This is a genomic window from Flavobacterium xanthum, assembly GCF_900142695.1.
GTDB classification, from domain to species: domain Bacteria; phylum Bacteroidota; class Bacteroidia; order Flavobacteriales; family Flavobacteriaceae; genus Flavobacterium; species Flavobacterium xanthum.
On sequence record NZ_FRBU01000001.1, the window covers coordinates 180,178 to 194,190 of the forward strand.

At 34.9% G+C, this 14,013-nt stretch carries 15 protein-coding genes and 1 riboswitch; of the genes, 12 read left to right on the forward strand and 3 right to left on the reverse strand.

The features are described 5' to 3' along the window. The first annotated feature begins 3 nt into the window (after positions 1-3). The 5 genes from cobT to BUC11_RS00810 all read left to right on the forward strand — a co-directional run bounded on the left by cobT (position 4) and on the right by BUC11_RS00810 (position 6,304). On the forward strand, positions 4-1,686 hold the full coding sequence (gene cobT / locus BUC11_RS00790) for a nicotinate-nucleotide--dimethylbenzimidazole phosphoribosyltransferase (RefSeq protein WP_073350897.1): 1,683 nt from the start codon (positions 4-6) through the stop codon (positions 1,684-1,686). Between the two features lie 51 nt (positions 1,687-1,737). Next, entirely contained in the window at positions 1,738-2,523 is a 786-nt protein-coding gene (locus BUC11_RS00795; protein WP_073350899.1) for an adenosylcobinamide-GDP ribazoletransferase, read from the forward strand. Beyond that, entirely contained in the window at positions 2,508-3,044 is a 537-nt protein-coding gene (gene cobC, locus BUC11_RS00800; RefSeq protein WP_073350903.1) for an alpha-ribazole phosphatase, read from the forward strand. The genes BUC11_RS00795 and cobC overlap by 16 nt, the downstream gene beginning before the upstream one ends. A gap of 40 nt (positions 3,045-3,084) precedes the next feature. After that, a riboswitch (cobalamin riboswitch) is annotated at positions 3,085-3,354 on the forward strand. Between the two features lie 87 nt (positions 3,355-3,441). Next, positions 3,442-5,244 carry a TonB-dependent receptor plug domain-containing protein gene (locus tag BUC11_RS00805; RefSeq protein WP_245793689.1) on the forward strand — a complete coding sequence of 601 codons (1,803 nt, stop codon included), beginning with the start codon at positions 3,442-3,444 and terminating at the stop codon, positions 5,242-5,244. A gap of 4 nt (positions 5,245-5,248) precedes the next feature. Then, positions 5,249-6,304, forward strand: coding sequence for a YncE family protein (locus BUC11_RS00810; protein WP_073350905.1), 1,056 nt, complete (start codon positions 5,249-5,251; stop codon positions 6,302-6,304). A gap of 72 nt (positions 6,305-6,376) precedes the next feature. On the opposite strand, the gene BUC11_RS00815 is transcribed toward BUC11_RS00810, so the two are convergent. Next, a complete protein-coding gene (locus BUC11_RS00815; protein WP_139259405.1) occupies positions 6,377-6,997 on the reverse strand; it encodes an N-acetylmuramoyl-L-alanine amidase family protein in 621 nt (206 codons plus the stop codon). A 238-nt stretch (positions 6,998-7,235) separates the two neighbouring features. Then, a complete protein-coding gene (locus BUC11_RS00820; RefSeq protein ID WP_073350909.1) occupies positions 7,236-8,687 on the reverse strand; it encodes a S41 family peptidase in 1,452 nt (483 codons plus the stop codon). Positions 8,688-8,808: 121 nt separating this feature from the next. Here BUC11_RS00820 and BUC11_RS00825 point away from each other — a divergent pair, with 121 nt between their 5' ends. The 4 genes from BUC11_RS00825 to BUC11_RS00840 all read left to right on the forward strand — a co-directional run bounded on the left by BUC11_RS00825 (position 8,809) and on the right by BUC11_RS00840 (position 11,016). Beyond that, positions 8,809-9,318, forward strand: coding sequence for an RNA polymerase sigma factor (locus tag BUC11_RS00825; RefSeq protein ID WP_073350911.1), 510 nt, complete (start codon positions 8,809-8,811; stop codon positions 9,316-9,318). Further along, positions 9,305-9,802: a hypothetical protein gene (locus tag BUC11_RS00830; RefSeq protein WP_073350912.1), complete on the forward strand. Its 498-nt coding sequence runs from the start codon at positions 9,305-9,307 to the stop codon at positions 9,800-9,802. The genes BUC11_RS00825 and BUC11_RS00830 overlap by 14 nt, the downstream gene beginning before the upstream one ends. A 121-nt stretch (positions 9,803-9,923) precedes the next feature. Next, entirely contained in the window at positions 9,924-10,478 is a 555-nt protein-coding gene (locus BUC11_RS00835; RefSeq protein ID WP_073350915.1) for a DUF4252 domain-containing protein, read from the forward strand. A gap of 1 nt (position 10,479) precedes the next feature. After that, a complete protein-coding gene (locus tag BUC11_RS00840; RefSeq protein ID WP_073350917.1) occupies positions 10,480-11,016 on the forward strand; it encodes a DUF4252 domain-containing protein in 537 nt (178 codons plus the stop codon). An 83-nt stretch (positions 11,017-11,099) separates the two neighbouring features. Here the strand turns inward: BUC11_RS00840 and BUC11_RS00845 are convergent, their stop codons facing one another. Continuing rightward, complete coding sequence (locus tag BUC11_RS00845) at positions 11,100-11,606, reverse strand: tetratricopeptide repeat protein (RefSeq protein ID WP_073350919.1); 507 nt, start codon at positions 11,604-11,606, stop codon at positions 11,100-11,102. Between the two features lie 236 nt (positions 11,607-11,842). Between BUC11_RS00845 and BUC11_RS16860 the strand changes: the two genes are divergently transcribed. The 3 genes from BUC11_RS16860 to BUC11_RS00860 all read left to right on the forward strand — a co-directional run bounded on the left by BUC11_RS16860 (position 11,843) and on the right by BUC11_RS00860 (position 14,010). Next, complete coding sequence (locus BUC11_RS16860) at positions 11,843-12,013, forward strand: hypothetical protein (RefSeq protein ID WP_175547716.1); 171 nt, start codon at positions 11,843-11,845, stop codon at positions 12,011-12,013. A 313-nt stretch (positions 12,014-12,326) separates the two neighbouring features. Next, on the forward strand, positions 12,327-12,761 hold the full coding sequence (locus BUC11_RS00855) for a hypothetical protein (RefSeq protein ID WP_139259406.1): 435 nt from the start codon (positions 12,327-12,329) through the stop codon (positions 12,759-12,761). Positions 12,762-12,927: 166 nt separating this feature from the next. Further along, positions 12,928-14,010, forward strand: coding sequence for an efflux RND transporter periplasmic adaptor subunit (locus BUC11_RS00860; protein ID WP_073350925.1), 1,083 nt, complete (start codon positions 12,928-12,930; stop codon positions 14,008-14,010). Positions 14,011-14,013 lie beyond the last annotated feature (3 nt).

A 14,013-nucleotide genomic window follows, 5' to 3' on the forward strand; every position in this document is an offset into this window, starting at 1 on the left:
CGCATGACTAATTTAGATGATATTTTAAAATCCCGTCGGGATACACGTCATTTTACCCAGGATGTCGTACCTGATGAAGTTCTTGAAAAAGCACTTCAAGCGGGACATTGGGCGCCTTCTGTTGGGCTGACTGATGCTACTAAATATTATACTATCAAATCAGCGGTGCTGAAAAAAGCCATCAAGAATTTATTCTTGGACTATGATGAAAAAGCAATTGCCTTGACAGATAATCAGCAGCAAAAACGAGACTACAAGGCGCTGAAACTAGAAGCAATTGAGGAAGCGCCTCTGGGATTAGTCATTTGTTACGATCGTTCTGTTATGGATAATTTTACTATTGGTACCGTTGGGAGTTCTGAAGCGATCAAGTTCAGTTCCGTTTGTGCGGCACAAAACATTTGGCTTTCCTTAACAGAGCAAGGATATTCAATGGGATGGGTTTCTATTTTAAATTATTATCAGTTTAAGCAATTGTTAGGATTGCCTGAAAACATAGAGCCATTGGGTTATTTCTGCGTAGGCAAACCAGCAACCGATTATGATAAGCAGCCCATGTTGCAGCAACTGAATTGGAAACAAAAACAAGAAAATCCAGTGGTAGAGGAAATTACCGTTTTTCATCAAAGTAGGGTTAAAACTACCACTTTTAAGGTTAAAAATGAAGTTGAGAGTGCTCTTTTTGCAAAAGCATTACAACACAAAATCGATCAAAAAACCAAGCCAACAGGTTCCTTAGGAGTCTTAGAACTACTTGCTAAACAAATTGGTATAGTGTTTCAAAAGTTGGAACCAAAAATAGTGCAACCACATATTGTTGTCTTTGCTGCAGATCACGGAATTGCAAATCATGGCGTAAGTGCCTATCCACAGGATGTTACTAGGCAGATGGTTACTAACTTTCTCGATGGTGGTGCAGCAATAAACGTGTTTTGCAAGCAACATTCCATCCAACTTTTAATTATAGATGCAGGCGTGAATTACGATTTTCCTACGAATACGAATTTGATTTCGGCCAAAATAGGGAAAGGAACGCAATCTTTTTTATACAGCGCTGCGATGAGCAGAACCGAATTGCAATTGTGTTATAGCAAAGGAAGCAAAATTGTTGCTAGCATCGCAGAAACAGGCAGTAATTGTATTGGTTTTGGTGAAATGGGAATTGGGAATACCGCAACTGCTTCGGTATTAATGAGTATTATTTTAGCATTGCCTATTGAAGATTGCGTAGGTAGAGGCACTGGTATTGATGACGAAAAACTCATTCAAAAAACCAATATTCTCAATAGATGTCTTGATAATTATGGAGGTGCAGCTGATTTAGATAGTAAGTTGGCCTACTTCGGAGGGTTTGAAATCATGCAAATGGTAGGCGGAATGCTTCAAGCGAAAGAGCAAAGTATGCTTATTCTTGTGGACGGTTTTATAGGTAGTGTAGCTTTTTTAATTGCCTTCAAAAAGAACCCTTTCATTCTTAAAAATGCTATTTTTTGTCATTCTTCTGCGGAGCAAGGACATCAAAAAATACTTGATTATCTTGACGTTCGTTCGGTATTACAACTCGATTTACGCTTGGGCGAAGGTACGGGATGCGCAATTGCTTTTCCGATAATTCAGTCTGCTGTGGCATTCTTGAACGATATGGCAAGTTTTGAAAGTGCCGGAGTAAATACCAAGGAAATCTAATTTTAGCGCAACGAATACGATTCAATTGGCTTTGGCCAAAAAATTATAAAAATGAAAAAAGAACTTCATATTTTTTTTACTGCTTTGATGTTTTACACTAGGATTCCCTGTTCTGCAACCATTGATCATAATCCGGATTATCTGAATAAAGCCTCTCGTTATTTCCCCTTAATCGGATGGATTGTAGGCGGAATTGCTTTTGTAGTTTTCTATCTTTTTAATTTTCTAGTAGCCCCTGAGATTGCAATAATCCTTTCAATGATTGCTTCAGTTTTACTAACAGGTGCTTTTCACGAAGATGGTTTTGCGGATGTTTGTGATGGTTTTGGTGGCGGTTGGACCAAAGAAAAAATCCTAATCATCATGAAAGATAGTGCTATCGGTGCGTATGGCGCAATTGGTTTAATATTGTTATTGTTACTCAAATTTCAGGGGCTAACACAGCTAATTGACATAGCTACTAATTCCTATTTATTCCTTTTTTTGCTATTTGTTACTGGCCATTCCCTTAGTAGGTTAGCTGCAATTTCGATAGTTTTCACGCATGAATATTCTCGGGAGGATGCTTCCAGTAAAAGCAAACCCATTGCGCAAAGTTACTCTTGGCGAGAAGTGGTGGGCGCCTTCTTTTTTGGATTACTTCCGCTACTTGTTTTGTCTTGTTTTGAATGGCAATTGCTCTTAGTCATATTGCCAGTTTGTACAGCTCGATTTTTTTTAGCACGCTACTTCCAGAAATGGATTGACGGCTATACCGGCGATTGTTTAGGTGCTACCCAACAAGTTTGTGAAGTCGTTTTTTATATCTCAAGTATTGCAATATGGAAGTTTATTTAGTTCGTCACACAGAAACAGTTTGTGAAAAAGGAATTTGTTATGGGCAATCGGATGTGGAAATATTAGAGCCTTATGACACTGTTTTCCAGTCTGTTTTGAATCAATTGCCAAAAGATGCCAAGTTGTATTCGAGTCCTTTACGCCGTTGCGTTGCTTTGGCTAGGTATATCAAAGATAATTTAGAAATTGATACTATGCATCAAGATTCCCGTCTGCTGGAAATGAATTTTGGAGATTGGGAAATGAAAAATTGGGATGTAATTGAACCTGAGGACCTAAATCCTTGGATGTCTGATTTTGTAAATGTTCGCGTTCCAAATGGCGAATCATTTACAGACTTACACTTGCGCGTAAGTGATTTTATGCAAAATGAACTTCAAACCATTCACTCCAAACCGATAATCATTGTCGCACATGCTGGAGTAATTCGCAGCTTTTTATGTAAAATCTCGGATTTACCTTTAAAGGATGCTTTCCAGAATAAAGTAGATTTTGGAGCTGTAATTAAAATTGAATTATAAAATTCGCAATTGTTTAGTTTATTAACTTAATATAATTCTATCTTTGCCGCCGTATTGAGGTTGTGGTTTAATTTTTTTTAAATCGCATTAAAAGGGAATCAGGTGATAGATTTCAAGTTTTAGCTTTCAGATTTCAGGGTTTAAATCCTAAATCAACAATCCTAAATCTTAAATCAAAAATCCTGAGCTGTACCCGCAACTGTAAGCTATCAAGCTTGTTGTTATCTACAAAACCATTGTTCGTCGCGGCGAATGAGAAGGTAAACAACAAGACGCAAGCCAGGAGACCTGCCTTTTTTTATTAACGAATATCGAACTTTCGGGAAAAAAGGTTCAGGACATTATGACTTATTTTAAACATTTTTTTTGTTTTTGCCTATTCGCAAGCCAATTCCTGTTGGCTCAAAAAAAGGATACTATTACTCGTTTGAACGAAGTAATCGTACCTGATGCTAAGTTGCGCAAATTTTCCAGTTCACAAACAATTGATCTTTTGAGCGACTCTATTTTGTCAAAAAATAGTGCTTTGCTGACCAATGTTCTTAACTACAATACAGTTATTTATTTCAAAGAATATGGAAGGGGAATGCTGTCTACGGTTGCTTTTCGGGGAACGACTGCGTCGCAAACAGCCGTGATTTGGAATGGCATTAACATTAATTCTCAAATGAATGGAAGTACCGATTTTAATACGCTTTCTGGAATGGATTACAGCAATATTTCGGTAAAAGGCGGTGGTGGAAGTGTTATTTACGGTAGTGGCGCCATAGGAGGAACCGTGCACTTGAACAATGATTTGAAATTTGATACTTCTTTTTCAAATGAATTGCGACTGGATTATGGTAGTTTTAATACCCAGGGTATTAGTTATAAAAGTCATTTTTCTGATAAAAAATGGTCAGCTCAAATTGGCTTTTCACGAAACTATTCAGATAATGATTATGATTATCCGGGTGCTTTTGATTGGAAAGGCAAGCAACGGTTTAACGAAAATGGAGAATATCAAGTCGTAACACTTAATGCCAACGTGGGATTTAAAATCGATGACCGCCAATTATTGAAGTTGTACAGCCAATCATCTAACACCGATAGAAATATTTCTCTGCTCTCTCCATCAGAGTCCAGAACAAAGTACAAGAATGATTTTAGCCGTACCCTTTTAGAGTACAATAATGTACTTGGAGTGTGGGTAGCCAATTTTAAAACGGCATTTATTACTGAAAATTACCAATATTTCCCAGATAATGCAGTGAATCAATTTAGTTACGGCGGCACAAAAATGCTGATGTCCAAAGCAGATGTGAGTTTTCAAGCCAACAAAGCTCTTTTGTTTAATACAATTTTGGAATATAACAAGACAACGGGTGAAGGCAGTGGTTTTGGCTATCATGAGCGGGAAATTACTGGCTTAGCACTTTTAATTAAGCAAGAGGTATCGTCAAAATGGCAAAATGAATTAGGGATTCGCAAAGAGTTTACTACTAACTACAAATCGCCATTACTTTTTTCGTTAGGAAGTGCGCTACAACTTACAAAAGGATATGAATTGAAAATCAATGCCTCTCACAACTTTAGAATTCCCACCTACAATGATTTGTATTGGGAAGAAGGCGGAAATCCAGATTTAAAACCAGAAAGTTCTTATCAGGCAGAAATAGCTAATGTTTTCAAGTATAAAAATGTCACACTAACCCAAACTGCTTATTTCAACAAAATTAAAGATTTATTGCGTTGGGTGCCTGGAAATAGTGGTATTTGGTCTCCTCAAAATACGGATAGAGTAGCGGCGTACGGATCGGAAACCTTGCTTTCTTGGAAAAAGGAAATGGGAAAAAGTATTGTCGAAGTTAACGGTACGTATGCGTACACGATTTCAAAAAACGAGGCAACCGGAAAGCAATTGTTTTTTGTGCCTTTACACAAAATAACCAGTGCCGTGGCTCTTTCCTATAAAAAATGGAGTGCTAATTACCAAATGCTTTTTAATGGTTTTGTCTACACGCAGTTAGATAATGATCCTACCGCTGTTGTTCCTTCTTACTTAGTTGGTCATTTAGGTATTGATTATGATGTTCCCTTTTTTGCTCATTCTAAAATTGGCGTTCAAGTGCTTAATCTTTGGAATGAAAAATATGAAAGTCTGGAAAATAGAATTATGCCTGGACGAAATTACAACCTGTATCTAATTTTTAAATTTTAATATAATGAAGTTAACTAGAGTTTTATTTGTAGCGTTATCAATTGCTTTTTTGTCGTCATGTACTAATGATGACAACGAAAATGCTTCCAAGGGGAGTTATGATAATGGAGTGTTTGTTTTGAATGAAGGAAATTCTTCAGGAGGATCTGTTTCTTTTTTAGGTGATGATATGGTTACCTTCAAACAGGATGTATATGGAGCAGAAAATCCAGGCGATGTTTTTGGAAAATACATGCAAAACATCTTTTTTGACGGAGATAAAGCGTATATTATTGCGGGGGGATCTAACGTAATTAATGTCGTGAATCGGTATACATTCAAGTTGATTGCCAAAATTGAAACCGGTTTAATCACCCCAAGATACGGAGTGGCAAGAAATGGTAAAGCTTATGTGACTAATGCAAATACGTATTCTTATGCTAATCCTGCAACAGGAAATACGGATGATTTTGTAGCAGTTATTGATTTAGCAACCAATAAAGTGGAGTCAAAAATAAATTTGAATGCTACAGCAAATCGTATTGTTATGGATGGAGATAAATTGTATATTTCTGAGCCTTACGATAGCGAAAAAGTTTTAGTTGTAAATACGATTACAAAAACGTTAGAAACACCTATTAATGTAGGTTCAAGTGCCAATACTATGGAAGTGAAAAATGGTGTTTTATATGTTTTAGCTTCACCTTATGGGGGCGCAAGTAAAATTATAAAAGTAAAATTATCTGATAAATCCGTAACTGAAGTTTTATTCCCAGTTGCCCTGAAAGGTGCAGGAAATTTAGATATTTATGGCTCTAAAATTTACTTTACGAAAGGTACAGGAGTATATAATATGGATGTAACGGCTACTCAACCTTCAGAAACTCCTATTTTTAAATACACTTCAACTTCTCAATATGGAGTTATGTATGGTTTTGCCGTGGAGAATGATAAAATTTATATTGCTGATGGTGGTGATTTTGCATCAAATGGCAAAGCGTATGTTTATTCATTGACAGGAACACTTCAAAAAGAATTAGCTGTTGGAGTTGGACCAAACGGTTTTTATTTCAATGACTAAGAATTAGTAGTTATTAAATACTAAAGGCGTTTTCTAACATTGAAAACGCCTTTTTTAATATACTATTGAAAATTATTTTAATTCTGAAATAAACGAGATAATCGTAGCTGCAATTTTATCTTGTTCTTTGCCATCAATTAAATAGGCTCTATCAGATAAATTAGAAAGATAGCCCAGTTCAATCACAATAGCAGGTGCAACAGATTTTTTTAAAATAAAAAAGGGAGCTTTTTTCACCTCAGATGATTTGATCGTATTGTTTTGAGTGAATTTAGTACGAAGGGCATTTGCAATCAAAATGGATTTTTCGCTAGCCGCAGATTCATTGGCGACATAAAACTCCATTCCTGATTGAGCTACGTTAGCACTTTGGTTCACATGCAAGGACAAAACTAAGTCTGGTTTGATGTTGTTAATAATCGCCGTTCTATCAGATAGAGAAATATATTTATCTTCATTTCTCGTAAGATGAATTACTACATTTTCATTTTTATTCAAGAATTTTATTTTAGTAGTGATTTGTTCTACAATCAGTTTTTCAGTACCAGAACTGGAAGTGGCCCCAAAGTCAGTTCCACCATGTCCAGCATCAATAACTACATTGATTTGCTTGGTTGTTTTTGTGTCAGGTTTTACAAATGCGAAAGAAACTAGAGCTGCACAGGCTAAAAATAACGGAATTGATTTTTTCATAGGGTTTTCAGTTTGGGAAGTTATTCCATATAAACTTACAAAAAAGATATTTATTGTCTCAATTTTTTTATTTTTTAACGTGTAATAGTAAAAATTTAGGTTCAAAAAAGGGCCATCATTAAAAAAGATTGCCACAGATTCAAAGATGGTACTCTTCAACAATGTGGCAAACTGGTACTGTATTCCAATAATTAATCTTGCAGTTCTATGTTCTGTAATATGGAAAATAGTTATTCTATTATTCCAGAGCTCTCAAAAGTCCTTCTGGGGCTTTCTCAAGATACATTTGGTTTTGTATTCCTAATATGGATTTTGAATCGGTTAAAAAGTCAAATTCTTTACCCGGACTTTGTCTCATCATTCGGGATGCTCCTGTGATTTTTGCAATCGCGGTACTTAATAATGGTTCTGAAGGATCTCCAAGAACGCCTAAAGTACTCAATGTTTCTTTTACTAAAAAATCAGGTTGCAATCCATTGAAATAATCGCCAAAACCAACAGAATTCACAATTTTTAACACAATAGGTTGCATGGCATATCGGTGTTTTGGATTTCTATTTTCGGATCCAAATGTTGGGGAATCATATAACGTAACAGATCCAACATTTTTTCCAACAGTAACATCCCCAATTTGGATTACATTGATGTGTGGTTCAAGCCCGTTGATTACAAGTTCGCTGGCTGATGCGGAACTAGCACTGGTAAGAATGTAAACTTTGGTTAAGTTTAAACTATTAATTGCTGTAGCTCCTATTTTATCTGTAAAGTAATTGTACAAAGCTTCTGGGCTTTCGGCTTCGAAGTAATCATTGATTTTCTTATTCCATTGTTGCTTAGCAAATACTTTTCCGGTAAACTGTCCAGTAATCATACTGGCCAATCGAGTGGCAGTTTGAACAGAACCTCCTCCATTATACCGTAAGTCTAAAACTAGTTCGGTAGCTCCCTGAGATTTTAGAGATGCAAAGGCCTCGTTTAATTGTGTATCAAAATTGGCATAAAAACCATTGTACATTAAATAACCAATTTTATGAGAACCTGAGGTAATTACTTTATTAATTAAAATTGGATTTTCAGTTAAAACTGTTTTTGCTAAGTCCACTGATTTACCATTTCCAACAATAGTAGTTCCGTTATAATCAGCAAGATTTAGTATGTAATTTTCGTTGGAACCAAACAACAGCGATTGGTAATTGCTTAGGGTAAGTGGTGTTCCATTTACGGCTGTAAAGAAATCCCCACGTTTTATGTTTTTAGTCGATGCATCAGAATTGGCAATAATATAACGTACAAAACCATAGATCTCAGTTGAACTTCCAGGTTTGTAACTTAATCCAAAATCGACACCGTTGTTTTTAGTAGTGCCTTGAAGCGATCCTTCTAGTTCTAAATAATCATCTACGATCCAACTGAATTTATCTATTGACGAACTCACCTTTAATGCTCCAAATAAATCTTCTGGAACCGGGTAGCCACTTAAGAAAGTATTTAATGCGGTTTGGTCAGCAAAACGATCATCTGCTAAATTAGGCACGTCGGCTTGCCATAAATAATATTGATTCATTCCTTTCCATATAAAATCTTGGATTTCTAAACTAGGGGGAGGCGGAATGTCATCGTTGTCTTGGCAACTTTGAAAAGTAAAAGCCGTAATGAACAATAAAAGCGTAAGTTTGAAGTAGGTTCTCATAAATTTGGTTTAATACTATAGTAACGTAAAAATACTAACTTTAGTTTTATTTTAAGTTTAATGTAGCAAAAATAATTTTGAATCGTCTTAATTGTATAACCCGTTTAATATCGAAGTTGTTATGAACCAAAATGAGTTTGTGTTAATGGTGGCTCCATTCAAAGACAAAGTCTTTAGATTAGCAAAGCGCCTGCTAGTCAGTACAGAGGAAGCCGAAGACGCCACGCAGGAAGTTTTGGTGAAATTATGGAGCAAAAATACAGCATTGGCGGGCTATAGCAGCATTGAAGCTTTTGCGATGACGATGACAAAAAATTATTGTTTAGACCAGTTAAAGTCCAAAAGATCAGGAAATCTCAAAATTGTTCATTCCAATTATACAGATTCAGCACCCACATTAGATAAAAAACTCGAAGATTGCGATAGTTTGAATTGGGTTGAAAGAAGTATCAGTCTATTGCCAGAACAACAGCGAATCATCATTCAGCTCCGTGATATAGAACAATATGAGTTTGAAGAAATAGCCAAAATGCTTGATATGACCGAGAGTGCAATTAGAGTAGCCCTTTCCAGAGCACGAAAAACGATACGAGAATACATGACAAAAACACATAATTATGGAATTATATAAAGTAGAAAGGGTACTTGAAAAATACTTTGAAGGTGAAACTTCTATTGCGGAAGAGAAAGAATTACAGGATTATTTTGCGACTCAACAGGTTGCGCCACATTTAGAAAAGTATGCCGCATTATTTAATCATTTTGCTGTGGCAAAAGAACAACAGTTTGAACAAGAAATGCCGTTGTTTGAAATTCAAAAGGAAGAAAATAGGAATAAAAAACGGAATTTAGGATGGATGTCCATCGCAGCTTCGGTTGTTGTTTTGATGGGAATTGGTACGTATGTTTTCTATCATTCGGAACCGGTAAATAACAGCAAAGATTTAGGAACGTATGATGATCCCGAAGTAGCTTTTAAAGAAACTCAAAAAGCGCTTTCACTATTGTCAAAAAATGTAAATGTTGGCATAGAAAGTGTAAAGTATGTTGAAGAATATCAAATAGCAAAAAATAAAGTATTCCGCAAAACTAAAAATAAATCTAGAGGTATTTAATTGCTTTTAGAAAACAATAATCACGGCGTAAACGCTACAATCAATTAAAATAATGCTAAATAAATTTAAAAAAATGAAATCAATCAATCCCAATCCAAGTTTTTGCACACCAGCAAATAAGATGCTAAAGAACAGCCGTTTAAGTACTGCTAAAAAGTTTTTAATCACCGTAATGTTAGTTTTTATTGCGAGTCCAATTTTTGCGCAAGCGGCTTTTGATAAATTTGACGGACAAGATGACGTAACTTCTATTATTGTCAACAAAAAAATGTTTGACTTAATGAGTAAAGTAAAAGTTGACGCTTCAGATAAAGAAACCCAACAATATTTAGCGTTGATCAAAAAGCTGGATAATTTAAAAGTATTCACCACAAAAAGTACTCGTGTAGAAGGTGAAATGAAAGTAGTGGCTGAAAAGTATATCAAATCAGCCGGATTAGAAGAGTTAATGCGCGTCAATGAAAATGGCAGAAACATCAAAATATTGGTAAAATCAGGGTCAACAGATTCTCAAATCAGAGAGTTGTTGATGTTTATTGAAGGCGCTAAAAATGAGGATACCGTTTTAATGTCTTTGACTGGTAACTTTGATTTAAATGAAATTTCGATTCTTACTGATAAGATGAGAATTCCTGGAGGTGATGATTTGAAAAAAGCAACTAAAGGTAAAAGATAAGATGAAAACAGGATATGGAATTTTGCTGCTGTTGAGTTTAATGCTGATCAGTTGTAATTCGGAGCCGACTTTGCAAAAATATTTTGTAGAAAACACCGAAAATAAAAATTTTATTGCTTTGGATGTGTCTCCTGATATTTTGAATGTCGATAAAACAAAATTATCTGCAGCTCAAAATGATGCTTTAAAATCTTTTGATAAAATGAATGTTTTGGCTTTCAAATTAAATGATGAAAACAAAGCGGAATTCGAAATGGAACGTGCCAAAGTGGACTTGATTTTGAAGGATAAAAAATACCAGCAATTGATGAAATTTGGTTCTGGAAAGGAAGGTGCTTCAGTAAGTTTCGTGGGAACGGATGAACATATTGAGGAATTTGTTTTTTATGCCAATAAGAAAGAAAATGGTTTTGCAGTAGTGCGTATTTTAGGTAAAGATATGAACCCTACTAGTGTGATGACCATGATGACGGTGTTGCAACAATCTAATATTGATTTGGAGCAACTGAAACCGCTGCAACAATTAATGAGTAAATAAATTATTAGTTCAAAAAGTAAAGCGTCTTGATTAAGTTCAAGACGCTTTTTTTTTTTGGTAAATTCTAGTATTTTTAAAATGAATTATTTACAAAACATTTTTTTGTTTTTAACAGCACTTTGACTGCCTAACTGAATTGCTTTGGTAAAATCGGCACAAGCATTTTTTTTGTTTTGTGCATGAAAATTAGAAAGTCCTCTCAGGTTATACGCGATATAATCCTTTTCGTTTAAACTAATAGACATGGTGCAATCTTCAATAGTGCTCTTGTAATCCTTCGCTTTATAGTTCAAATCAGCTCTTGTGGTGTAAGCATCACTTCTTTTAGGTTCTATTTTTATTGTGGTGTTAACGTCATTTAAAGCACCTTTAATATCACCTAATTTTTGTTTCAAAAGCGCTCTGTTTAAATAAGCTGAGGCAAATAAAGGATCAATCCGAATAGCTTTGCTGTAGTCGTCGATAGCGCCTTTGGTGTTACCGCCTTCTGCTTTTTTTATTGCTTTGTCAAATAGATCATAAGCGATTGGACTTTGACTCCATCCAGCCAAGGAACTTAATAATAATACGAGTAGGACTAATTTCTTCATAAAAATGTAAGGTTTGATATTGGGGTAATTTTTTTATTGTTTTACCAAAATCTATGAGATAAAGGTACAATCTTTTTTTTAGCTAGTTAGTTAACGAAATGAAATAGGATTTATTTTAAATTAGGTGGTCCAAATAGTAAAAATCACTAAAAGTTGGTATTGTGGAAGCTTTTTTATACTTGTAATTTTGCTAAAAATAAGATTTTAATATTCGTCATTTTAATACAGATGCAAAGATGAAAAATATAGCGCAAGAAGGACAAAATGTTGAACAATTTGTAGAGAGAACCAACAAAACATTTTTATATATTGGCACTTTTGTATTGGTGGTGATAACGGTTTCTATTGGGGTTTTGATATTTTTGTTACTTTCAAATATTCTTGAAAAATCTTTTCAAATGATATAAACATTATTTTGAGGATTCTTTCAACTCAATTTCATCTTATGTGTTGTTTGCTTCAGCAAAGTATTGGTCAAAAAAGGGTTTTGGTGGCTTCGGTAGCATTTTTATTTTTGCTTGCCTATTTTTACAAATCCATTGATTATGATTGTTTTAAAAAAAAATCCAACGTAATAAGTGCCGATGAACCATTTTTAAATAGGGTAAAAAATCGCACTGCAATGGATTGTCTTAAAGCAGGTAAAATGTGAAATTCATTTTCCTTGTTATCACATTGCAAACGATTTCGATACTTTATACTTGTTAAACAAAATTTAAATTGTTTTTTTCTCTCGCTACTTTGATTACTTTTGGCCTCGAAATGAGAGTAACTATTTTTTTTCTGTACCTATTTTTCCATCTGCTTGGCGGAGGAAATGTTGTTCACGCGACTTCGCATGACAATGGTACTGCTAGTGTACCAAAATCTTTTGTTTTAAATAAGGATCAAGTTAAATTACTACAGAGTGTTCCGGGTAGCCTATCGATAACTTCAGCTGAATTTGATCTTGAAGAAGAAGGACCGAGCAGCGAGAGTTTCAAAAGTACAACTGCTACCATTGCTACAGGGAAATACCATTTGTCAGAGGTTTGGTATCTCACTTTTTCCTGCCAATCTATTTTAAACCATTATTCTAAGAATTTTAAAATCTTCGCGCCATCTTGTGGCCAGTCCAATCCTATTTATATTGTTCAGCAGGTATTGAGAATTTGATTCATACTATAGTTCGTTACCATTTTTTGATGAATTCCACTTATGTAAAAGCGTAAAGCTTTTATTAATGGTATTCTATATAAAATATTGTGGGAACGGATGACTTTTTACGTCCCTAGGAATTTTTGATTCCAAGTATTTAATCGCTCAATTACCAACTTACATCATGAATAAATTACTCGTACTTACGGGCTTAATTGCCGTTATATGCCTTACCAGCTGTACCTCAAAAAAAGAAGAAAAAGAAGAAGCCGATACTTTTATTGTTACCAATCCAATAAAAATTGATACTTCGTTTACCAAACAATATGTTTCTCAGATTCGATCCGTGCGGAACATTGAAATCAGAGCGCAAGAAAAAGGTTTTCTACAAAATATCTACGTAGATGAAGGGCAGTTTGTGAAGAAAGGACAACTTTTGTTTAAAATTATGCCCGGTATGTATCAAGCGGAATTGCTCAAAGCAAAAGCAGAGGCGAAAGGCGCTGAAATTGAGCTGCAAAACGCTAAAATGTTAGCGGATAAGAATATCGTTTCAAAAAACGAACAAGCTTTGGCGCAAGCCAAATTAGAACAAGCCAGAGCCGAAGTAGCATTGGCGCAACTTCATTTATCATTTACTGAAATCCGAGCGCCGTTTGACGGAACAATTGATCGTATTCCTAAAAAATTAGGTAGTTTGATTGAAGAAGGAGAATTGTTGACGAGTCTTTCTGATAACAGTCAAATTTTTGCCTATTTTAATGTGTCTGAACCAGAATATTTAGACTATCAAACAAATGTAAAAGACCGCGCCAATACTAATGTTAGTTTGCTCTTGGCCAATAACGAGCTCTATGAATCCAAAGGAAATGTAGAGGTTATTGAAAGTGAATTCAATAATGAAACAGGGAATATTGCCTTTCGCGCCCGATTCCCTAATGCTAGTAAATTATTAAAACATGGTGAAACAGGTTCCGTACAAATGCTAGTTCCTCTTAAAAATGCAATCGTTATTCCGCAAAAAGCAACGTATGAAATTCAAGATAAAAAATATGTTTTTGTGGTCAATAAAAAGAATGTATTAGAATCTAAAGAAATTACAGTTACGGGAGAAATTCCAGATTTATATGTGATTGCGAGTGGTATTACTGAAAATGATAAAATTTTATTAGAAGGTGTTCAGAAGGTAAAAGACGATGAAAAGATCAAGTTTGACTATGTATCGCCTAAAGAAGTTATTAGTCATTTGCGCTTAAAAGCAGAATAAGTT